General features: G+C 61.6%; 19 protein-coding genes and 1 pseudogene. 5 read left to right on the forward strand and 15 right to left on the reverse strand.

What is annotated here, in order from left to right; genetic code table 11:
* The 8 genes and pseudogenes from catA to benR all read right to left on the reverse strand — a co-directional run.
* Window positions 1–852: catechol 1,2-dioxygenase (catA, locus tag ACK1VC_RS04875; RefSeq protein WP_449117867.1), on the reverse strand; the 852-nt coding region annotated here is incomplete at its 3' end.
* A gap of 30 nt (window positions 853–882) precedes the next feature.
* Window positions 883–2211: an MFS transporter gene (locus ACK1VC_RS04880; RefSeq protein WP_016487225.1), complete on the reverse strand. Its 1329-nt coding sequence runs from the start codon at window positions 2209–2211 to the stop codon at window positions 883–885.
* A gap of 57 nt (window positions 2212–2268) precedes the next feature.
* Complete coding sequence (locus ACK1VC_RS04885) at window positions 2269–3030, reverse strand: 1,6-dihydroxycyclohexa-2,4-diene-1-carboxylate dehydrogenase (protein WP_016487226.1); 762 nt, start codon at window positions 3028–3030, stop codon at window positions 2269–2271.
* A 65-nt stretch (window positions 3031–3095) separates the two neighbouring features.
* Window positions 3096–4106 carry a benzoate 1,2-dioxygenase electron transfer component BenC gene (gene benC, locus ACK1VC_RS04890; RefSeq protein WP_060517846.1) on the reverse strand — a complete coding sequence of 337 codons (1011 nt, stop codon included), beginning with the start codon at window positions 4104–4106 and terminating at the stop codon, window positions 3096–3098.
* 72 nt (window positions 4107–4178) lie between these two features.
* Entirely contained in the window at window positions 4179–4664 is a 486-nt protein-coding gene (gene benB / locus ACK1VC_RS04895; protein ID WP_191086612.1) for a benzoate 1,2-dioxygenase small subunit, read from the reverse strand.
* Window positions 4661–6019: a benzoate 1,2-dioxygenase large subunit gene (benA, locus tag ACK1VC_RS04900; RefSeq protein WP_016487229.1), complete on the reverse strand. Its 1359-nt coding sequence runs from the start codon at window positions 6017–6019 to the stop codon at window positions 4661–4663. Before benA ends, benB begins: the two co-directional genes overlap by 4 nt.
* 533 nt (window positions 6020–6552) lie before the next feature.
* Window positions 6553–6801, reverse strand: a pseudogene (locus ACK1VC_RS04905) (RHS repeat-associated core domain-containing protein); the annotation flags it as partial.
* Between the two features lie 111 nt (window positions 6802–6912).
* Window positions 6913–7878, reverse strand: a complete 966-nt coding sequence (gene benR, locus ACK1VC_RS04910; protein WP_060517850.1) for a benABC operon transcriptional activator BenR — start codon at window positions 7876–7878, stop codon at window positions 6913–6915.
* Window positions 7879–8258: 380 nt separating this feature from the next.
* Between benR and ACK1VC_RS04915 the strand changes: the two genes are divergently transcribed.
* Entirely contained in the window at window positions 8259–9143 is an 885-nt protein-coding gene (locus ACK1VC_RS04915) for an alpha/beta hydrolase (protein ID WP_016487231.1), read from the forward strand.
* 99 nt (window positions 9144–9242) lie between these two features.
* Here ACK1VC_RS04915 and ACK1VC_RS04920 read toward each other — a convergent pair whose 3' ends face one another.
* A complete protein-coding gene (locus tag ACK1VC_RS04920; protein WP_024717498.1) occupies window positions 9243–9974 on the reverse strand; it encodes a hypothetical protein in 732 nt (243 codons plus the stop codon).
* 103 nt (window positions 9975–10077) lie between these two features.
* On the reverse strand, window positions 10078–10869 hold the full coding sequence (gene hisN, locus ACK1VC_RS04925; RefSeq protein WP_060517852.1) for a histidinol-phosphatase: 792 nt from the start codon (window positions 10867–10869) through the stop codon (window positions 10078–10080).
* A gap of 170 nt (window positions 10870–11039) precedes the next feature.
* Between hisN and ACK1VC_RS04930 the strand changes: the two genes are divergently transcribed.
* Together ACK1VC_RS04930 and ACK1VC_RS04935 are read left to right on the forward strand one after the other, a co-directional pair.
* The gene (locus ACK1VC_RS04930) at window positions 11040–11930 is read left to right on the forward strand and encodes a universal stress protein (RefSeq protein WP_191086613.1); all 891 of its coding nucleotides are present in this window, start codon (window positions 11040–11042) and stop codon (window positions 11928–11930) included.
* A 184-nt stretch (window positions 11931–12114) separates the two neighbouring features.
* The gene (locus tag ACK1VC_RS04935; protein WP_449117868.1) at window positions 12115–14250 is read left to right on the forward strand and encodes a TonB-dependent siderophore receptor; all 2136 of its coding nucleotides are present in this window, start codon (window positions 12115–12117) and stop codon (window positions 14248–14250) included.
* Between the two features lie 30 nt (window positions 14251–14280).
* Here ACK1VC_RS04935 and ACK1VC_RS04940 read toward each other — a convergent pair whose 3' ends face one another.
* The 3 genes from ACK1VC_RS04940 to ptrR form a co-directional block, all read right to left on the reverse strand.
* On the reverse strand, window positions 14281–14802 hold the full coding sequence (locus ACK1VC_RS04940; protein ID WP_016487236.1) for an acyloxyacyl hydrolase: 522 nt from the start codon (window positions 14800–14802) through the stop codon (window positions 14281–14283).
* Between the two features lie 258 nt (window positions 14803–15060).
* Window positions 15061–15504: a hypothetical protein gene (locus tag ACK1VC_RS04945; protein WP_060517855.1), complete on the reverse strand. Its 444-nt coding sequence runs from the start codon at window positions 15502–15504 to the stop codon at window positions 15061–15063.
* Between the two features lie 134 nt (window positions 15505–15638).
* On the reverse strand, window positions 15639–16508 hold the full coding sequence (gene ptrR / locus ACK1VC_RS04950; RefSeq protein ID WP_096426100.1) for a putrescine utilization regulator PtrR: 870 nt from the start codon (window positions 16506–16508) through the stop codon (window positions 15639–15641).
* Window positions 16509–16614: 106 nt separating this feature from the next.
* On the opposite strand from ptrR, the gene ACK1VC_RS04955 reads away from it, so the two are divergent.
* A complete protein-coding gene (locus ACK1VC_RS04955) occupies window positions 16615–18000 on the forward strand; it encodes an aldehyde dehydrogenase family protein (RefSeq protein WP_191086615.1) in 1386 nt (461 codons plus the stop codon).
* An 84-nt stretch (window positions 18001–18084) separates the two neighbouring features.
* Here the strand turns inward: ACK1VC_RS04955 and ACK1VC_RS04960 are convergent, their stop codons facing one another.
* Together ACK1VC_RS04960 and ACK1VC_RS04965 are read right to left on the reverse strand one after the other, a co-directional pair.
* Entirely contained in the window at window positions 18085–19995 is a 1911-nt protein-coding gene (locus ACK1VC_RS04960) for an AAA family ATPase (protein WP_191086616.1), read from the reverse strand.
* A 166-nt stretch (window positions 19996–20161) separates the two neighbouring features.
* Window positions 20162–21061, reverse strand: a complete 900-nt coding sequence (locus ACK1VC_RS04965) for a helix-turn-helix domain-containing protein (protein WP_145914145.1) — start codon at window positions 21059–21061, stop codon at window positions 20162–20164.
* A 183-nt stretch (window positions 21062–21244) separates the two neighbouring features.
* Here ACK1VC_RS04965 and ACK1VC_RS04970 point away from each other — a divergent pair, with 183 nt between their 5' ends.
* Window positions 21245–22603: a glutamine synthetase family protein gene (locus ACK1VC_RS04970; RefSeq protein ID WP_023048145.1), complete on the forward strand. Its 1359-nt coding sequence runs from the start codon at window positions 21245–21247 to the stop codon at window positions 22601–22603.
* Window positions 22604–22665: the final 62 nt, after the last annotated feature.

Consider the following 22665-nt stretch of genomic DNA (forward strand, 5'->3'; position numbering starts at 1 on the left):
CTGCAACTGGAAGTCGAACTTCAGCTGCGCATGCCGCCCCGCCGGGCCATCGACGAACACCACCTCCCCCACCAGCCCATCCCGCGTGGCATAGGCAAAGTCATCCCACAGGTATTTGTCCCCGGAGAGGTTGATCTGCGTGGTCAGGTGGCGATGCCCAGCTGCCGAGATAAAGAAATGCACGTGCGCCGGGCGCTGGCCATGGCGGCCCAGCAGGTCCAGGCATTCCTGGGTTGGCCCCTGCGGGTCGCATCCGTACCCCGACGGCACGATGGAGCGAGCGCGGTAACGCCCTTCTGCGTCGGTGACAATGCGACGGCGCAGGTTGTAGGCGGACTGGCTCTGGTCGAAGAACGAATAGGTGCCACGGGTATTGGCATGCCACAGGTCGACGGTGGCACCCGCCAGCGGTTGCCCTTGGGGGTCGAATACCTGGCCTTGCAGATACATCACCGTGGCCACGCCGTCTTCACTGCCGTCGTCCATGCGCACTTCATCGTGAGCGATGGGCGCGCCTGCAACATACAGCGGGCCTTCGATGGTACGGGGTGTACCGCCGGTAAACCCTGCCTGTTCGTCCTTGGCATCCTGCAACAAGTCGAGAAAGTGCTCGATGCCCAGGCCCGCCACCAGCAGCCCGGCCTCGCCGCGCCCGCCCAGGCGGTTGAGGTAGTCGACGGCATGCCAGAACTCGTCTTCGCTGACTTCCAGGTCTTCGATCAACCGTGCGGTGTCTTGCAGCACGCGTTGCACGATACGTTTCAGGCGTGGGCTGCCTTCATCGTTGCCAATGCCCGCGGCCTCCTCGAAGAACCGCTGCACTTCGGCAGTGTGGGCAATTTTCACGGTCATTTTGGGTTACCTCATCTTGTTATTTTCGGGTCATGCCTGCGCCACCACGGCCTGGGCTTGCCGACGGCCGCTGGCCAGGTGCACGGCCATGGCTAGCGCGGCAATGGCGCCAGGGATGGCGAAGGCGATGAAGTTGAGTTGCAGGGGCAGGTTGATGCCCATCAGTGCACCGCCCAGCAAGGGGCCGACGATGGCGCCGTTGCGGCCGATACCCGAGGCCCAGCCAAGCCCCGTGGAACGCACCGACAGCCCATACATTTGCGCGGCACCGGCATACAGCAGGATCTGCGTTCCAATGGTGGTGGCGCCGGCAATGAAGATCAGCAGGTACAACACCGGCATCGGGCTGTTGACACCCAGCAGGCTGATCGACAGTGCGGCGGCAATGAAGAACGCCACCTTGACCTTGACCAGGTTGTAGCGGTCGCCCAGCCAGCCGCCGAGAATTGCCCCGGCCATGCCGCCGAAGTTCAACGCCAGCAGGAACGACAGGCTGGAACCCAGGCTGTAGCCAGCGTTGGCCATCAGTTTCGGCAACCAGGAGCTGAGTGCGTAAACCATCAACAGGCAGCAGAAGAACGCCAGCCACAACGCCAGGGTGCGCACGGCCAGGCCGTTGCGGAACAGCGCCAGTACCGAGGCCCCGCTGCCTTTGCGGTCAGCCGCCTCCAATACGTCATCAGCCTGCACATCGCACCCTGGGTCCAACCGCTTGAGCAGCTTGCGCGCTTCATCGTTGCGGCCCTGGCGCACCAGGAAGCCGATGGATTCCGGCAGGTAGTAGAGGATCACCGGCAACAGCAACAGGGGTACTGCAGCCGCGAAGAACATCGACTCCCAACCGAAGCGCGGCAACATGAAGATGCCCACGCCCGCCGAAAGCATGCCGCCCAGCGAATAGCCACTGAACATGATTGCCACCAGCGTGCTGCGCAGCCGTTTGGGTGCGTACTCGTTCATCAATGCCACGGCGTTGGGCATCAGGCCGCCACAGCCCAAGCCGGCAATGAAGCGGTAGATGCCAAACTCGCTCGGGCTGCTGGCGAAGCCATTGAGGATGGTTGCCCCCGAGAACAAGGCGAAACAGATGGCAATGCCCTTCTTGCGCCCGATGCGGTCGGCCAGGCTGCCGAAAGCCAGGGCGCCGAACATCATGCCGAACAGCGCGTAGCTGCCCAGCGCACCAGCCTGCAACGGGGTCAGGCCCCACTCTTTCATGATCACCGGCAGTACCACGCCGTAGATGAACAAGTCATAGCCGTCGAAAATCAGCAGCAGGCCGCACCAGGCCATGACCATCCAGTGAAACGGGGTGAAACGCGCGTTGTCGATGATCGGGTGTACGTCAAGGGTTCGCATGGCATCTGTCGCTCTTGTTTTTGTTGTGGAGGAAAGCTGTTGCCTTGAGGTTGCTGCTTAGCCGAGGTCGCCGCCCCCTACCGGCAGGGTCACGCCGGTGATGTACGAGGCTTCGTCCGACGCCAGAAACAGGATCGCGCCCACTTGCTCGTCGATGCTGCCGTAACGGTGCATCAGGCTGCTGTCGAGGGTCTGGTCGACGATCTGCTGGTACCAGTGTTTTTCCTGCTCGCTCTGCTCTGCACTGTTGCGCGGTACCCGCCGCGGCGGTGCTTCGGTGCCGCCGGGTGCGGTGGCGTTGACACGAATGCCACGGCCAGCAGTTTCAAAGGCCAGGCACGCGGTAAGGGCATTGACGCCGCCTTTGGCCGCGCCATAGGGCACACGGTTGACACCACGGGTGGCGATGGACGAAACGTTGACGATGGCGCCGCTGCCGCGTTCAAGCATGTAGGGCAGCGCGGCATGGCAGCACCACAAGGTGGGGAACAGCGAACGGCGCACTTCGGCCTCGATCTGCTCGACCTCGTAGTGCTCGAAAGGCTTGGCCCAGATGGTGCCGCCGACGTTGTTGACCAGGATGTCGATGCGGCCAAAGGTTTCCACCGCGCTGGCCATGACCCGGGCGCAGTCGGTGTGTTGTTCCAGGTCGGCAGTGAGGGTGAGCACGCCCTCGCCAGCCAGCTCGTGGACCAGTTCGGAACGGTCTACCGCCACCACTTGCGCGCCTTCGGCCTTGAGCCGCCAGCACACGCCCCGGCCGATGCCTTGGGCGGCACCGGTGACCAGGGCGACCTTGCCTTGGAATCTGTTGTTCATATGTTTTTCCTGCATGACCCGGTTAATGGCAATTGGGAGGGCCGCAGCGCGGCCCCGGCGATCTGTCAGGCCGCCGCCGCGAACTTCTCGTAGTAGAAGTTGGCCGGGGTAATGCCCTGCTCGCGCACGTACTGGCTGACCGCCTCGACCATCGGCGGCGGCCCGCACAGGTACACATCCACGTCGCCGTCGTTGAGGTGGCGGGGCTCGATGTGCTGGGTCACGTAGCCCTTTTGCGGGTACTGGCTGTCCGGATTGGCCACGCAGGCGCTGTAGGTGAAGTTGGGGATGCGTGCCGCCAGCGCTTGCAGGCGGTCGAGTTCGACCAGGTCAAAGTCGTTGGTTACGCCATAGATCAGGTGCAGCGGGTGTTCACTGCCCTGCTCGGCGATCTTCTCCAGCATGGCGGTGAACGGTGCCAGGCCGGTACCGCCGGCCAACAGCAACAGCGGGCGCAGGATCGGGCGCAGGTAGAAGCTGCCCAGCGGCCCGGTCAGGCTCATGCTGTCGCCGGTTTTGGCCAGGCTGGTCAGGAAGCTGCTCATCAACCCGCCCGGTACATTGCGGATCAGGAAGCTGACTTCGCCGCCCTTTTGCAATGAACTGAACGAATAGGCGCGGCTCTGCTCGCTGCCCGGCACCTTGAGGTTGACGTACTGCCCCGGCAGGAAGGCCAGGCGGCTTAGCGCGTCACCCTTGATCGACAGGGCAATTGTGCTGGCCGACAGCTGGCGCACGTCGCTGATGGCAGCCTCGAAGCTGGCCTGCTCGGTCTTGCACAGCTGCGACGAGGCCGGGATGCGGATAACGCAGTCACTTTCGGCGCGCATCTGGCACGTCAGTACGTAGCCTTCGGCAATTTCGTCTTCGCTCAGGGCATCTTCGATGAAGTTGTCGCCCAGGTCGTAGCGGCCGGATTCGGCCTTGCACTTGCAGGTACCGCAGGCGCCGTCGCGGCAATCCAGCGGGATGTTGATGCCCTGGCGGTAGGCAGCGTCAGCCACGGTTTCATGGCCAGTAGCCTCGATGAAACGGGTTACGCCGTCTTCGAAATTCAATGCGATCTGGTAGCTCATGTTGCACCTCGCAGGCGAGCCAGCCCACGGCGCGTCGCATGACGCACCGGGCAGTGCTCGCAAAACCCTGTATCAGATGTGGTAGATGTCGAGGACCTGGCGCACGTAATCGTTCTTCAGCACCACCTTCTTGGCCTTGATCAACGGCTGTTCGCCGCGCAGGTCGAGGGTGTAGAAACTGGTGCCGAAGTAGCTGTCCGTGGTCTTGTAGCGGAAGCTCAGGGTGTGCCAGTTGAAACGCACCTGGCAGCTGCCCTCGCCCTGCTCGACGATCTCGATGTTGCTGATGTTGTGCGAAGTGCGGGTGTCGGGCACGGTCGCACTGGAGCGCTCGGTCTTGATGCGGAACACACGGTCTTCCAGGCCGCCACGGTTGCCGTACCAGATCAGCGAGATTTCGCTTTGTGGGTCTTCGGTGAGGGTGTCGTCATCGTCCCAACTCGGCATCCAGAAGCTGGTGTCGCTGGCGTACAGCTCCAGCCACTGGTCCCACTGGGCGTCGTCCAGGTAGCGCGCTTCGCGGTAGAGCAAGTCGCGCACAGTCTCATAAAGGCTCATTGCACGGCCTCCACGGGGATCAGTTGCTGGTCGTCCTTCAGGGCCTGGATCATGGTGTCCTGCCAGTACTTGTGCTGCAGCACGAACAGGCCTTCGTCTTCGGTGCGCACGCCGGACAACAGCGGCTTGAGGTCGATTTCCCTGGCCGCTTCATCGGCGCCGTCCACCCAGTGGGCTGCACCACGGGACATGTCGTTCCAGCCGGTACCACCGCCGTAGCCGGTCTGGCAGGAGCGGAACTCTTCCAGGTCGTCGGGGGTGGCCATGCCGCTGACATTGAAGAAGTCTTCGTACTGGCGGATGCGCTTGGCGCGGGCATCGGCGCTCTCGCCTTTGGGCGCGATGCAGTAGATGGTGATTTCGGTCTTGTTCACCGAAATCGGCCGGGCAACGCGGATCTGCGAGCTGAACTGGTCCATCAGGTACACGTTCGGGTACAGGCACAGGTTGCGCGAGTTCTCGATCATCCAGTCGGCACGCGCCTGGCCGAAGTCAGCGGCCAGTTGATCACGGCGCTCATAGGCTGGGCGGTCTTCCGGGTTGGCCCAGCGGGTCCACAGCAGCAGGTGGCCGTGGTCGAAGGAGTAGAAGCCGCCGCCCTGCTTGGCCCAGGCACCGGCGCTCATGGTCTTGATCTCGTCGCCCGCCTCGCGCTGCTTGCGCTGGTTCTGGGTAGCGGCGTAGTTCCAGTGCACGGAGCTGACGTGGTAGCCGTCGGCGCCGTTCTCGGCAGTGAGTTTCCAGTTGCCTTCGTAGATGTACGAGCTGGCACCGCGCAGCACTTCCAGACCTTCCGGCGACTGGTCAACGATCATGTCGATGATCTTGGCCGATTCGCCCAGGTGCTCCACCAGGGGTTTCACATCGGCATTCAGGCTGCCGAACAAAAAGCCCCGGTATGACTCGAAGCGCGCCACCTTGGTCAGGTCGTGGGAGCCGTCGCAGTTGAAGCTGTCGGGGTAGCCGGCGTTGCTCGGGTCTTTCACCTTCAGCAGTTTGCCGCTGTTGTTGAACGTCCAGCCGTGGAACGGGCAGGTGTAGCTGGAGCGGTTACCGCGCTTGTGCCGGCACAGCATGGCGCCGCGGTGGCTGCAGGCGTTGAGGAAGGCATTGAGCTCACCGTCCTTGTTGCGCGCGATGAAAATCGGCTGGCGCCCCATGGTCAGGGTGAGGAAGTCGTTCTTCTCGGGGATCTGGCTTTCGTGGGCCAGATAAATCCAGTTGCCCTCGAAGATGTGTTTCATTTCCAGGTCGAACAGGCGTGGGTCAGTGAACATCTCGCGCTTGCAGCGGTAGATGCCCTTTTCACGGTCGTCCTCGAGCATGGCATTGAGGTAGTCGAATCCCAGGGACATGGCCAGGGTCTCCATTGTTATTGTTAAGACCTGGTCAGGTTAGGGAGACGACTGGCGGGGGACTATCCGGATTGTGCAGAGTGCTATCCAGTTCTGCCGGGATCTCGTACTTTTGGGACCATACGTCCGGGATCATGGAGCCAGCTGATGGCACTAGGAGTATCTTTGGCTAGTTTCATCTTTTCGTAGAGCGGAACGAGCACGCCGATCGCCTCGCTTAGTCGATCCTGCGAACTGATGGGTGCTGCAGCTTGGATGACTGTCAAACCAGCTTCCCGTTTCAAGTTCTCTCCATAGTTGCTGATCAGTTTCTGTGTTGCACCTTCCACGAGTAATAACTGCGGACCAGTCCAATCCGCCGATGTCATTATTCGGTTCAACTGGCTCCCGTAATTACGACCTAGTTCATTAACCGTTCCCACGACACGCTCTGTTACAGCTGGAGAAACCGTATTTTCCCCTTTAAAGCCTGGATTTCGCATGTGAAACCCTGCCTTAGGGCGAATGCTCTGCAACCTCACTTGGGGAAGCTTCATGTGCCCGCTTGGGTCAGTGTTGTTAACGGGATCCCCGCCGCAGTAGGCGTAACAATTTAATCCTCCAGCACCCATAGGGCTCATGCTGTCAGGGCGATGGAATCTCATCAAAACCGGATCGAACGCACGGTATCCATTCCCCAGCAAGTAGTGCCCTGTGGCCGACTCTTTTCTCTGACCGCTGTAGCGCAGCAGGGATGCGCTTTGCTCGCCCCCATCACGCCCATAAACGGTGTACTGGAGTGCACAAGATGAAATCTGCGATGTCGACATGGTTCCCACCCTTTACCCGAAATAAGGCAAATGGTGGGCTGTGCATGAAATGCCAACAACTGGCAGAACTATCAGGTGGCCTTGCTAGCGCGCCTCACCCCGGCACTTGAACGTCTGCGAAGGCAGCTCGCCAAATTGCTGCCGATACACTTCGGAAAACCGGCCTAGGTGAAGGAAGCCGTAATCCAGGGCAAGCTCGGTCACACTGCGCACACCGCAAGTCGGGTCGCTCAGGCACGCATGCACCCGTTCCAGTTTCCGCTGGCGCACGTAATGCTTGGGCGTGATGCCCAAGTGCTGGTCGAACAACGCATACAGCGAACGCACACTCATGCAGGCCTGCTCTGCCAGCACTTCAGCCGACAGCTCCAGTTTCAGGTTGCGCTCGATGTAATCAAGAATGCGCTCAAGGCCCGCCTGCGGTGCGCTCAGGCATTCGCGGCGGATATTGGTGCTCATCAGGGTCAACAACTTGCTGGCGACAATCTGGCTGTAGTGCCCCTGCACCCTGGGCAGCGAATCGCTCACCTCTGCTTCATGGCAAACCATGGCCAGCAGGTTGACGAAGCCGTCCAGTTCATCCAGCCGATAATGGTTGCGCAAGAACCGCACGCCGCCATCGGGCCGCTGCCAACGCTGTTCGTCGCAGATTGAATCCAGCAGCCGGGTTGGCACTTTAAGGATGAACTTCTCGCAGTCTTCCGAGTAGGTCAGGTCAACCGGGTCATCCGGGTTGATCAGCAGCAGCTCGCCCGGCACCAGATGCTGCTCGCGCTTGTGCCCACGCCACAGGCAGTTGCCGTTGAGCAACACTTGCAGGTGATAAATGGTTTCCAGCGCTGGCGAAGTCACGCGAACGCTGCCCCCGTAGCTGATGCGGCACAGGTCGAGTTCGGCGAACTTGCGATGGCTGAGGCTGGCCTGGGGATGGGTGGTACGGGACAGACCGATGCAATGCTGGCCTACATGCTGGTTCACATAATCGGACACAGCATAAGGGTCGGCGTGGTGAAACACGCTACTGCGCTCGCTCAGCAGGCGGCTTTCCATAGGCAAGGCACTCGGTATCGTTATTCTTCTGGTCGCCGCTTCCTACGGCCTTGTGGGCGGTGGTTGCGGTCGTCACGGTCATTCTATCGGGCCGGTTGCGGGTTGCGGGGGCAGGCGACAACCGGTGGGTGGGCACACTACAGCAAAAAGGCGGGGGTTGGGCAATGCGGCGATGGGATTGGATGGGCGGATAGCGGACAAGCCAGATGCAGCTGGCGTTCGTTTACCGAACAGAGTGTTCCTGTCACGGCCGCTTCGGGAGTAAACCCGCGCGAGGCCGGTCATATTTCATTTCATCCAGAAACAGCTTGCAACCAAACCACCCTGCCATTCGGTCACTTTTTCAACATCCGGCGCAGTGCTTCTGCTAGAAATCGCACATGCCTACCCTCTTCCTTACCCACCTGCGCCGCCGCTGGCTCACCTGGCTGTGCGCCACCTTGCTGGTCATAGGCCTACCCTCTGGCTGCGCCATGCTGCAGCACAAGGAGCGTGAACTGGTGTTTCGCATAGAGCCTGGCCAGGCCAGCTGGTTTCGCGGTTTACCCAGCGACGTGCAGGAACTCGACCTACGCCCGCGCAGCTTCAGGGATAACCAGAGCCTGCATGCCTGGTGGTGGCCGGCCAAACGCGCCAATGCCCCGGCGGTTCTGTACCTGCACGGCGTGCGCTGGAACCTGACCGGCCAATTGTTCCGCATCGAGCAACTGCATGCCATGGGCTACTCGGTGCTGGCCGTGGATTATCGTGGCTTTGGCCAAAGCCGGGGCGATCTGCCATCCGAGGCCACGGTGTACGAAGATGCCCGGGTTGCCTGGGAGCGCTTTGTCCAGTTACAGCCCGATGCTGGCAAGCGCCTGATCTTCGGTCACTCGCTGGGCGGTGCGGTAGCGGTGGAACTGGCCAGTGAATTGGCACGTGAGGCGCAAAAAGACGGTGTCGGGGCGCCGGCACGCGGATTGATCCTTGAGTCGACCTTCACCTCCTTGGGCGATGTCGCGGCAGCGGTGGCCGATACCTCCCTGCCGGTACGCTGGTTGATGTCGCAGAAGTTCGACTCGCTGGACAAGATCGGCAACATCGGCCTGCCAGTGCTGCTGGTGCATGGCACGGATGACCGTTTTGTACCCCCGCGCTTCAGCCAGCAGCTGTTCGACGCAGCCCGGCAGCCCAAAACATTGCTGCTGGTGCCGGGCGCCACCCATAACAACAGCATGAGCCTGGCCGGGCAGCGTTACAGGCAGGCGATACAGGCGCTGCTCTGAACCGTCCAATGGCCTTTGGTAGCCGAAATCCTGGGGCCGTTGCGCGCCCCTTTCGCGACACAAGGCCGCTCCTGCAAGGGCCTGCGCAACGGCTGCGGTTCACTGCACCGGCAAAAAGTTCATCAGCAGCAGGCTTTGGGCGTAATTCAAACCAATCCGGCGATAGCGCTCATCCAGCAACTCGGCTAACAGGTCCAGCCGCGCAACGATCTTGCCGAACTCCACGGCAAAACTCAGGTTACTGCCCTCTTCCGAAATCTCGTTGGAAAACAGCAGCAACACACCATTGGCGTCCTGCCGTTGGCTAAGCATCCAGGTGGCCTTTTCGATGTTGCGCGCCGCGTTGTTGATGAACAGCGGATCGAGTGTATCGGTCATGTAGAACTCGGTGCGCCCGCCGTGCGCGGTGATCAACATGCTGCCGATGGCGTAGATGAAAGCACCCACCCGATCTCCGCGAAACTCCGGGCTCAGGGCGTAGCTCAACGCAGCCAGGTCACGGCGGTTGCCCAGTTGCGGCAGTGGCTGGCGTTGTTCGATGGCCATACGGATCTGCCGCTCAGCGGTGGCGGCATCCACGTAGCCCGACATCTTCCACTGGTTGGGGTTGCGCAGGTACAGCTTGTTCATCAGCAGGTACAGGCTTTGCAGGTTGTCGCGCATCGACAGCGAGGCCAGGCGGTCGACGCTGGTCTGGAACAGTTCACTGGGCTTGCCGTTGCCGAACTGGCTGACAATATCGCGGCCTTGCTCCTGGGTGCAGGCGCACAGGCATGTGAGGGCGCCTGCCAGCAGCAGGCGTGGGAGGAAATTCGGGTAGCTTGCAACCATCGGCACCGGGTCGATATTCGGCGGCCGCACCGGGGGTCAGTGCAGCCTGGCCAAGCATAGAACCCGGAAATCGTAAAAAGTGCAGTGATCGGGGATAGGTGGCTCACATGGCGTGGCGCAACATCTCTACCATCTGCGCATGCAGCGCCGGGTCACCACAGGCCACTACGCACCCGCCATTCTGTGCGCTGCTGCCATCCCAGGCCGTGATCACCCCGCCCGCCCCTTCGATGATCGGCATCAGCGCCTGTACGTCATACGGCTGCAGGCTCGCCTCGACAATCACATCTACAAACCCCGATGCCAGCATGCAGTAGGCATAGCAATCGCCGCCGTAGCGCATCAAGCGCGCCTTGCCAGCAGCGGCCTCGAACGCAGCTTTACGCTCGGCGGTATCGAACATGTCCGGTGTGGTGCACATCAGCGTGGCTGAAGCCAGGTCGGCACAGGCACGGGTTTTCAGTGGCGTACCGCTGCACCACGCACCCTCCGGGGTGCCGACAAAACGTTCGCCAGTGAATGGCTGATTCATCACGCCTACCACCGGGCGCGTGCCATCGTTCAGGGCAATCAACGTGCCCCACAACGGCAGGCCGGTGATGAAGGCACGGGTACCGTCGATCGGGTCGAGCACCCAGGTCAACGGGCTGCTGCCAATGGCCACGCCTGCCTCTTCACCCAGAATACCGTGGTCAGGGTAGCGTGCCTGAATCCGCTCGCGCATGGCGTCCTCGGCCGCCTTGTCAGCCACCGTGACAGGGTCGTAAAGGCGCCCGCCCTTGTCCTCGACATCCAGGCTGGCGCGGAAGTACGGCTTGATCGCCACTGCGGCAGCATCGGCCAACTGCTCGGCGAAGGCGCGATATTCGCCGATCTGTTCAGCACTCAGGGACATGGGACAGGCCTCGTGACAATGATAGGGCGCGCATCATACCCGACACGCGGCGCCAGCCACACCCGGCCATGCGCCTGGTGAAAAACGGGCATGGTTCTATCAGGTGCACACGGGTCTAGACTCAACAGAACCAGCTAACCGGGGGGGGCTGCCACACGTGGAGGTGTGAGATGAGCCAATTCAAGCGCTTGTTTGTCATGCTCGGCCCGCAGATGCGCCATACGCCAGCGCTGCAACGCGCAGCGGCGCTGGCGGAGTCCAGCGGTGCACTGCTGGATATCAACGTATTCGTCGACGATGTCGACACCTTTGGCTTGATGGGCGATGGCCGCGAGCGTGAGCGGCTGCTCAGTGACAACCGCCAGTGGCTGGCAGATGAGGCCGATCAGTTGGGCAATGCGGGCCTGGACGTTTCAACCGAACTGTTGTTGACCCGCGACCCCCTGGGCAGTGTGCTGGAGCGGGTCGAACGGCAAGGCTGTGACCTGCTGGTCAAGGATGTGCAGCACGAACCGGTGCTCAAACGCCTGCTGGTCACGCCACTGGATTGGCAGTTGCTCAAGGACAGCCCGGTTGCCGTGCACCTGGTCAGCGACATCCGCCTGCCCCTGCCCCGGCAAATTGCCGCGGCCGTGGACCTCAACAGCCACGGTGCTGGCGAGCACCTGGATGAGCAGGTGATTCACTTCGCACGCGCCTTGGCCCTGCAGTGCAACGCCGAGCTGCACCTGCTGCATGTGTGCGATGCAGCCAAAACCCATATCGCCGACTTCGGTGCCGGCACCGTGACCATGCCCGGCTTCGATGGCAGCGTGCGGACTGCGCAGCGGGCTGCGTTCAACCGCCTGGGCGACCATCACCAGATCCCGCTGGAACGGCGGCACTTCCTGGAAGGCGCAGCGATCAGGGCCATTGCCCAGTTTGTCAGCCACAGCCGGGCGGATGTGATCGTGATGGGCAGCCACCGGCATGACGCCATGCAGACCTACCTGGGCGGAACCACGGCCCATGTGCTGGAACACCCGCTGTGCAATGTGTTGGCGATCAAGGCCGTTCGCTGAGTGCTGATATGCCCTGACCGGTCTCTTCGCGCTTTGACCCGCGAAGAGACCGGCACAGATTTCACGTGTTGGTATCTGGCACACCAGTGCCACTTAAAAAGAATGTATTTGATAATGATTCGTAGTAGTTTCTCGGCGCTTGCCCACCCTCCCTTCAGCGCCCTATTCCAGGATCGTATCGTCGATGCGTCGCACATTCGTTTCGCTTTGTGTGCTCCATGCTGTCTCCCCACTGGCGTTTGCCGAGCCTGAAACGCTCGGCGCCCCCGCCCAGATCGAACTCCAGGCCCTCAGCATCACCGGCACCGCCGACAGCGAACGCGCCGATGGTCCGGTCCAAGGCTACAAAGCCAGCCGCTCAGCCAGTGCCACCCGCACCGACACGGCGCTGCACGAAACGCCGCAATCGGTCAGCGTGGTGCCCAAGGATGTGCTGCAAGACACCGGCGCCACGCGCCTGCAGGACGGCCTGGACTACGCCGGCGGTGTCGGCCGCGCCAACAACTTCGGCGGCCAGGGCCTGACTACCTTTACCGTGCGTGGCTTCACTACCGGCGAGTTCTATCGCAATGGCTTCCCGATCAACCGCGGCTACCCCAACGCCCCGGACGCCAATACCGTCGAGCGGCTGGAAGTGATCCGTGGCCCGGCCACCAGCCTGTATGGCCGCGGCGACCCCGGCGGCACGTTCAACGTGGTCAGCAAACAGCCACTGCCGGAATCCAGGGTCACTCTGGGCAGTCAGTTCGATGACCAGGGCATGCACCGGGCAACCCTGGATGCGACCGGGCCTTTGAACCAGGACGGCTCGCTGGCTTACCGCCTGAACATGCTGGGGGAAGGAGGCGACAGCTTCCGCGATGATGTGGAAAGCGAACGGTATGATGTCGCACCGGTCATCAGCTGGCAGGTCAATGACGCCACGAAGCTCATCTTCGAAGGCGACTTCATGCGTAACAACCACCCGCTGGACCGCGGCCTGACACGGCTGCCCGGCCAGCTCGGCACAGCCTCGCGCGACACCAACATCTGGGAAAAAGGCAGCGACAACCTGCTGCACAACGACAACAACATGGCCCAGCTACGCTTCGAGCACCTGCTCAACGATAACTGGACCCTGGGCGGCGGCATGCAGTGGCTGGACGGCTCGCTCAAAGGCAATGCCGTGGAGGCTAATGGCTTGCAGCCCGACGGCCGCACCCTTGGGCGCAACTTCAACTACCGTAAGCTGGAGTGGACCGACCGCGATTACCAGCTCAACCTTACCGGCCACTTCGACACCGGCGGCTTCGCCCACACGCTGCTGACCGGTATCGAGTACGAAGACTACGACTACAACTCGATTATCCAGCGCTCCGCTGCAGGCGCCACCGCCTACCCGATCGATATCTTCGACCCGGTGCTGGGCCAGGCACGTCCGGCCCTGACCCGTACCACCACCCACGACAAGGAAAACCTCAAGACCTGGGCACTCTTCGTTCAGGACCAGGTAGCCCTTACAGAGCGGCTCAAGGCCTTGGCAGGTGTGCGTTTCGAGCGCTTTGAGCACGACTACGTCAACAAACTCAGCGCAGCGGGTGACTTCAACAAGGGAGAGAACGGCGTCACACCACGTTTCGGCCTGCTCTATGAGCTGACCGACACCGTGGCGGTCTATGTCAACACCGCACGTTCGTTCAAACCCAACAGCGGTGCGCCTGCAGGTGCGACGGGGCGCGGTTTCGACCCCGAGAAAGGCAAATCCTACGAACTGGGCGTGAAATGGGAAGCGCTCGATCGCCAGCTGAGCGTCGACGCGGCGATTTACCACATCGTCAAGGAAAACGTGCTGACGCGCGACCCGGCAGACCCCAACTACAGCGTCGCCGCCGGCCAGGTGCGCAGCCGCGGCCTGGACATCAACATCGCGGGCAACATCACGCCGCAGTGGCGGGTGATCGGCGGCTACGCCTATGTCGACGCCGAAGTTACCAAGGACAACCGCTTGCCCACCGGCACCCGCCTGGCAAACATTCCACGTAACAGCTTCAGCCTGCTCAACACCTATGAATTCCAGGACGGCTTGGCCAAAGGTCTGGGCCTGGGGATCGGCGTGAAGTACGTGGATGACCGTAATGGTCAGACCGAGGCGGTCACCTACAATATGGGCCAGTACACCGTGGTTGACCTGCTGGGCTTCTACCAGCTCAATGAGCACGTACGCCTGAACCTGGACGTGAAAAACGTGTTCAACAAGGAATATGACGAAGGTGCATTCAATACCTACGCCTACCCGGGAGCACCTCGGACGGTGCAGGCTGGGGTCTCCTACACATTCTGAATGGCTGGGGCTGCGTTGCAGCCCCCTGCTTCAGAAACCTTTGCTGTAGAACAGCGAGTAGGACTCAATCCCGTCGTTAGGCTGCTTGATCCCCGCATTGGAATAATGCATCGCGCGGATCCCGACCTTCTGCTCCCCAGGCAGCTTCAGGCCGAAACCGATGCGGTCTTCGAAGTTGAACGCCGACCCCATGCGCTGGTCACCCACATCGGTCTTGGAAAATGCCGCCAGGCCAATACCGGCCTCGATGTACGGCGTGTAGGTAAAACCGCTGAATTCATAGGTGAACACCGGGCTGAAGGACAGCGAGTGCGCACCGCTGGCGTCACCACCCTCCCAGTAGGTGTAGGCGGCATCCCAGTAACCACTCACATAGCCGGTACTGCTTTCCAGCCATTTCTTGTCCCAGTCGAATGACAGGCCGATACGGTAGGTCATGTCACCTTGGCTAGTGGCGCCCACGGCACCGGACACCTGTGCGGCCTGGGCCAGGTTGGCCCCTGCAAAGGCCAGCACTGCAGCAGCCAGCGAAGCTGCAAGACGGGTTTTCATCAACGACTCTCCTGATGGTCTACACGGCAAGCGGGGGCTTTTGCCCCTCGATCTTTATGAGGTGACCGGCGCATCCAGACGGTCACACGAAGTAATAGTTTTGTGATTATTGTCCAAATAATCAGAAAGTTGAAAGTGAATTGCCACTAATGGCGTAATGACTTCGTCAAGATGTGCCTTGCCGAGCACCGTGCTTCTTCATGTATTCAGGCTCTGCGCTATGGCGGGAGCACATCTGTACTCCCGCCCCTTCTCCCATCAGCGCCAATTCAGGTTCACGGTGGTGGGGGCCTTGCCGTTCACCGTCACCCATTGCTGCGTCGTCGCACCCTGGGCGGTGCCAGTGACCTTGTATTTGCCGGCTGGCAACTGCACATACAGCAACGGCCCGGCATCCATGACGCTGAGTACGGGCTGGCCCTGTGCATTCTGGATGTCGACTGTGGCACCGCTCTGGAACTTGCCTTGCGGCCCAGTCGAAAGCTCTACATGCAGGTCATAACCGGTGGTCTTGCGCAGCGCATTGGCTTCGTCCTGGCCAATTCCGCCTTGCACGTAGCGCACGCCGTTCTGTTCCTGCGGTTGCAACTGCACGGCCTGTATGTCGATGGGTGCATTGAGGTCGGCGGCGGCAGCCAAGGTCCATGGCATGGCCAGGGTAATCAGCAACGCCGCGCCGAGCGCATAGTGGTGGTTTCGCATGGTACGACCCTCCTTCAGAGGATGGCTTACCTAGTATCTGATCCTCGTGGGGTACGGGTGTTCTGGCTGATGCGTAGCCGTCACAGCAACAGGTGGCAATCAATCATCAATTCTTGTTATTTATTATTTATCTATCAATGAGTTGAGCGACCTTCTTCAAGTAGCTTCACGAACATGCTCAGGCTGCGCGATACGGTGCCACGTCGCCACACCAGCCAGGTTTTCAGGTAGCGGAAATCCTCCGACATCGGCCAGGCGCTGACCGTGCTGCAGCCGGGCATATTGTCCAGCATGCTGCGCGGCATCATGGCCAGGCCGGCGCCAGCGCTCACGCAGGCCAACATGCCGTGATAAGACTCCATCTCGTGGATCTTTCCTGGCACTGCCTGGTCCTTGACGAACCAGTTTTCAAAGTGATGGCGATACGAACAGTTGGCGCGGAAGGCGTAGATGCTTTCACCGTTCACATCCTGGGCGCGGGTGACGGGCGCGTGGTTGAGCGGTGCAATGACCATCATCTCTTCCTCGAACACCGGTATGCCTTCCAGTGTCGGGTGCAGCACCGGGCCGTCGACGAAAGCCGCCACCAGGCGGCCAGACAGCACGCCTTCGAGCATGGTCCCCGAAGGCCCGGTGGACAGGTCCAGGTCGACCTTGGGGTAGCGCTGGTTGTATGCCGCCAGCAAAGCCGGAATGCGCACCGCTGCCGTGCTTTCCAGCGAACCAAGCGCGAAGGTGCCCTGCGGGTCTTCGCCGGCCACGGTCAGCCGCGCCTCGTGCACCAAGTCGAGGATGCGCCGGGTGTATTCGAGAAAATTCCAGCCCGCAGGCGAGAGGCGCAGGCGGCTCTTCTCGCGAATGAACAGTTCCACGCCCAAGTCTTCTTCCAGTTGCTTGATGCGCGTGGTCAGGTTGGACGGCACCCGATGAATGTGCTGCGCGGCGGCACTGATGCTGCCCTGTTCTGCCACGGCCTTGAAGATCTCCAGTTGCACCAGGTCCACAGCCTTTCTCCAAACGTGAATGTTTCGCTCATTATTATTCAGTTTTCATTAAAGCCATAGCCCACTAGTCTGGCGTCACTGATTAACAACAACGAGAGTGTCCGCCATGAGCGCGATCAGCAGCCTGACCCACGCCATCTCCCTCGATCCGTACACCGGCGAGCAGATCGGCGCCTACCCGTTCGACACCGACGCCGCACTGGAAGCGGCGCTGCAACGTGCCAAGGTTGGTTACCGCCAGTGGCGCCACGTGTCGCTGGGTCAGCGCAGCGAGTACCTGCTGGCGCTGGCCAGCACCCTCGAAGCCAAGGCCGAAGCCTTTGCCCAGATGATCAGCCGCGAAATCGGCAAGCCGATTGCCCAGGCCCGTGGCGAGGTCAGCAAGTGCGTGGGCCTGTGCCGCTGGTACGCCGAACACGGCCCGGCCATGCTTGCGCCGGAACCGACCCAGGTTGAAAAAGCCCGAATCGAATACCGCCCACTCGGCCCGATCCTGGCTGTGATGCCGTGGAACTTCCCTGTCTGGCAGGTGCTGCGCGGCGCCGTGCCGGCGATCCTGGCAGGTAACACCTACGTGCTCAAGCATGCGCCGAACGTGATGGGCAGCGCGTACCTGCTGGGCGAGCTGTTCAAGGATGCCGGCCTGCCGGCGGGCGTGTTCGAAGTGCTGAACGTGACCCCGGACGGCGTCACCCGCGCCATCAACGATGCGCGTATCGCCGCCGTGACCCTGACCGGCAGCGTGCGTGCCGGCATGGCGATTGGTGCCCAGGCCGGTGCCGCGCTGAAGAAGTGTGTACTGGAGCTCGGTGGCTCCGACCCGTTCATCGTGCTGGCCGACGCCGACCTGGATGCCGCCGTCAAGGCTGCGGTCATTGGCCGTTACCAGAACACCGGCCAGGTTTGCGCTGCGGCCAAGCGCCTGATCGTGGAAGACAGCATCGCCGAGGCGTTTACCCGCAAGTTCGTTGAGGCTACTCGCGAACTGAAAGTCGGCAACCCACTGGATGACAGCACCTATATCGGCCCGATGGCCCGTTACGACCTGCGCGACGAGCTGGATGGCCAGGTTCAGGCGACCCTCGCCGAAGGCGCTACCCTGCTGCTGGGCGGTCACAAGGTCGAAGGTGCAGCCAACTTCTACGCGCCGACCGTGTTCGCCAACGTCACCCCGCAAATGACCGCATTCAAGCAAGAGCTGTTCGGGCCGGTAGCCGCCATCATCACTGCACGTGATGCCGACCATGCCGTAGAGTTGGCCAACGACAGCGAGTTTGGCCTGGCCGCGACCATCTATACCGCCGACTATACACTGGCCGAGCGCATGACTGCGGCACTGGATACCGGTGGCGTGTTCATCAACGGCTACTGCGCTTCCGACCCCCGTGTGGCGTTTGGTGGCGTGAAGAAAAGCGGGTTCGGGCGTGAGCTGTCGCACTTCGGTGTGCGCGAGTTCACCAATGCCCAGACAGTGTGGCTAGACCGTAACTGATCGGCAATGCTGGGGCTGCGTTGCAGCCCTTTCGCGACACAAGGCCGCTCCTACAGGAAATTGCGTGCTCCTGCGGGAACGGCTTCAATCGCGGACCTGGTCCTTGACCCAGTCCAGCATCCCCCCCGGCACGATCAGTTCATGCCGCGCCCGCGAACAGGCGGTATACAGCCCCGCCAGCATCCGCGCCCGCTCATTGCGGTTGCCCGCCACCTGCGGCGCCACCATCAGCTCCGGCGACACCATTACCCGGGCGAACTCCATGTTTTTCACATCCCGTACCCGCGCCAGGAACAACTTGGGCGCCTTGTCCCAGCGGTAACGGCTCTTGGCTTTGGCAAAGTGCTCGGGTGTATAGCCTTTGCGCAGCATGTTGGCCACGGCAATGAACGCCTTGTCATCGCCCTTGTCCTGCTCCAGGGCCTGCCAGCTGGCATAGCGGAACAACATCGGGTGACGCGGCCGAGTGTCGTAGCGGTACAGCTCGATGCAGTCCTCGACGAACAGTTCGAAGTCCTTGCGCGCGCTTTTCAGCAATACGAACGGCACCCCCTGGTGGGTCAGGCGCTGAAACCAGCCAAACAGGCCCCATTCGTCATCGACGATCAGCGCCGTAGGCTGCTCCGGCACCGTCACCTGATCGAAGAAACTGACCCGGGTGTAATGCTCGGCGCTGCCACTGAAGGCCCCCTGGATGGCCGCCGGGTGCGCCTGGATCAGCGGGTTGAGCACATTGTCCATCGCCGGCCCGGCACGTAACGAATGGTCGATGCAGCGTTGGCGGATGAAGCTGCCATGGTGCGGGCTGAGGCCGTTGAGGTTCTGCAACTCGTCGCCCAGGGTAATGATCGACTGCGGGCTGCGATCGAGCACGACAAGCATCGGTGCCGACAGCTCGTGGGCCTCATCGACGATCACGTGGGTGTAGCGGCTATCGATCACATAACCGGTCAACGACAGCAGCTTGACCCGGTGGTAGTCGCGCACCGGCAACTGGACGTCCCGCGCGGACGGGCGAATCAGCTCTTGCCAGTACAGGCGGGCTTTTTCCAACAGCACCTCCTGATCCAGCGGTGAAGTGCCAGGCCCGGCCCAGGGCAAGTGGTGCAGCTGAAGCTGGGTGTCGGCACTGTGGCAGAAGGTGCGCACGGCCCGGACGCACAAGGCAACCACATCGCGCGCGGTGAGCGGACCGATGTCAGGGATGGCCAACCAGCGCACCACCTGCGCGTCCTGCGGGCGCCATGACAGTTTGGTGCGATAAGGGTCACGCAGGCGCCAGCCGTTGCTGGTGAGGTCGCTGTTGAGGAGCTCGTCTGCCAGCTGGCCGAAGGTCAGCGCGGTGTAGGCGGCGGCGTCCTTTACCCGCGCCTGCAGGGCGCGCAACTGGCCTTCGGTCAAGGCCAGCAGCAACGTGCGCTGTGGTTCCAGCAGGCGGGCAAACTGTTGAATCAGGAAGGTCTTGCCGGTGCCAGCGAAGCCCTGCACCGCCACTGACTCATCGATACCACCAAGAAACTCGCGCAACAGGCGGTTCTGCTGGTCGCTGAGCATCAGGTCGCTGGCCAGGGACGGCAGGTACACCGGATGCAGCGGTGTGGCCCGCTGGCGGTAGGTGTCGGCAAACTGGAAATTCCACTGGCCTTCGGTATCCAGCAGTTCATCTGCGGTGTACTTCACCTCGGCGGACAGCAGCGCGATGCCATTTTCGCCCAGCATGCCCAGGCCCATCGCAAAGGCTTCGCGATCAAAATGTTGCGCTACCTGGCTTTGGAAGCGCCCCGGTGCGGCGCTTTCGACCTGGTTGGCGATGCGCACGATTTCGGCGAAGCGGCGTTCTTGCGCATCGGCCGAGGCGGTAGCCGGCTGGCGAGGCAGGTTTTGCACGAACAGCACAGCGGCAGCGTCCAGGACGCTGGCAATAGTGAAGAAGTCGGTGTTGGGCTCGCTGGCGAGGCGGTCGGCCTGGTCACTGGGCAAAGGCAGGTAGAACATCGGCACCTCGGGTTGGATCAGGGCGGCACGATAGCAACTTTCGGCGTGGGATGCTGAGTTCAGTGTCGCCTGCTGCACCAGAATCCAGATCAGGAAGTTACTTGATGAGGTTTCGGTAACTAAATGAAATTAAACAAAAAAACAGTGTGGATTCGAAGGTCACACCTTAACCCCTGCCCCGCCGCAAGGTCTCGCTCGGAAACTCCTTGAACAATTGACGGTAACTCTCTGAAAACCTTCCCAAATGCCAGAATGACCAGCGCATCGCGACCTCGGCCACGGTCGCCCTGCCATCGCGTAACAAATCGCGCCGTGCGCCGTTCAGCCGGCGCAAGCGCAGCCACTGCGCTGGCGGCATGCCGGTAAATGCCTTGAACGCTTGCTGCAGCTGGCGCAGCGATACCCCTGCAACATCCGCCAGCTCCACCAGGTTCAACGTCTCCTCGGGGCAATCAGCCGCCCACTCGCTGACCCGCCGCATGATCGCCCGCTCTTCGTCGCGGCGCCCCAAGGCTACGCCCTGAAGTCGCTGGCTGGCGTTATCAAGGATGAACAGGCAATCCTCCAGCAGTTGTTCCGCCAGTGCCTGCCCCTGCACTGGGCAGTCAGCCTGCCCGAGGCGGGTCAGCGTGGCGCTTAGCCAACTGCCAAACAACGCGTTCTGCCCACTGCCCAACGGCACCATGAACAACCCTTCGAGGCGTTGCGGGTCCAGCCCATGGCGGGCGAGGAAGGCCTGGTCGAACACCACTGCCACTTCCTGATAGTTCTCCGGGGTTATCCAGATATTGCGGCTTTGTTCGTTCAGCAAGTACAGGCTGTTTTCGCTGCGGTCAAAGCAAAACGCCAGTGAACCGCTCGGTGCGCGGAAAAACTGCTCCACCCGGGTATTCAGACGCTCCTCGTATACCTCCACGCCATCCATCCCCAGCCAGCGCAACTCTCCGCTGAAATTGCCCGGCGACATCTGCCGGTATTGCTGCTGCCAGCCGGGGGTCGCGCGCACTTGCTCAGAGACATCGGTGGTATGAAAGGCCTGAACTTGCAGCGCATTGGGCGTTGTCACGCGAGATCCTAGTTGCACTCTTTTGGTGCATTGCTTGCCGAAGAAAATGGATAGATCGGCCCCGGGGGCTGCGACCAAGATAGTCTCCAGTGCGTCACCTGGGAAGTGCACACCTTGCAAAGCCATACTGCGGCTTTCGTCAAAAGCGTCGCTCCCACACTAAAACCCAACCAAGAGGTCTGTATGAACGCCCCCTTCGATCAGCTGTACACCTGGCTGAAAGAACACCGCATCACCGAAGTCGAATGCGTGATCAGCGACCTGACCGGCATCGCCCGCGGCAAGATCGCGCCCACCGCCAAGTTCCTCCACGAGCGTGGCATGCGCCTGCCCGAAAGCGTGCTGCTGCAGACGGTCACCGGCGACTACGTTGACGATGACATCTACTACAACCTGCTCGATGCCGCCGACATCGACATGGTCTGCCGGCCCGACCCCTGCGCCGTGTACCAGATCCCGTGGGCGATCGAGCCAACTGCGATCGTGATCCACGACACCTTCGACAAGCAAGGCAACCCCATCGAACTGTCGCCGCGCAACGTGCTGAAGAAAGTGCTCAAGCTCTACGCCGACAAGGGCTGGCAGCCGATCGTCGCGCCCGAGATGGAGTTCTACCTCACCAAGCGCTGTGAAGACCCGGACTTGCCATTGCAGGTGCCGCTGGGGCGTTCTGGTCGTGCCGAAAGCGGTCGCCAGTCATTCTCGATCGATGCCGCCAACGAATTCGACCCGCTGTTCGAGGACGTCTACGACTGGTGCGAGATCCAGGGCCTGGACCTGGATACGCTGATCCACGAAGACGGCCCGGCGCAGATGGAAATCAACTTCCGCCACGGCGACGCGCTGGACCTGGCCGACCAGATCACCGTGTTCAAGCGCACCATGCGCGAAGCGGCGCTCAAGCACAACGTGGCCGCCACTTTCATGGCCAAACCGATCACGGACGAGCCTGGCAGTGCCATGCACTTGCACCAGAGCGTGGTCGACATCGCCACCGGCAAGCCAATCTTTGCCAATGATGACGGCAGCATGAGCCAGCTGTTCCTGCACCACATCGGCGGTTTGCAAAAGTACATCCCCAAGCTGTTGCCGATGTTCGCGCCCAACGTCAACTCGTTCCGTCGCTTCTTGCCGGACACCTCGGCGCCGGTCAACGTCGAATGGGGTGAAGAAAACCGTACCGCCGGGCTGCGCGTACCCACCTCCAGCCCAGAGGCAATGCGCGTGGAAAACCGCCTGCCGGGCGCCGATGCCAACCCTTACCTGGCCATCGCTGCAAGCCTGCTGTGCGGCTATCTGGGCATGGTCGAACAGCTCGATCCAAGCGCACCTGTGCAGGGCCGCGCCTACGAACGGCGCAACCTGCGCCTGCCGATCACCATCGAAGACGCCCTGCAGCACATGGAAGACTGCGAAACCGTGCAGCAGTACCTGGGCAAGCAGTTCGTCCAGGGCTATGTAGCGGTAAAACGTGCCGAGCATGAGAACTACAAGCGGGTCATCAGCTCCTGGGAGCGTGAGTTCCTGATGATGAGCGTCTGACCCACCCGGGGCGCTGTGCGCCCCCAGTACACCAAACTCAAAGAACAAGACCAACGAGGTGT

Source organism: Pseudomonas sp. XP2 (assembly GCF_053557975.1).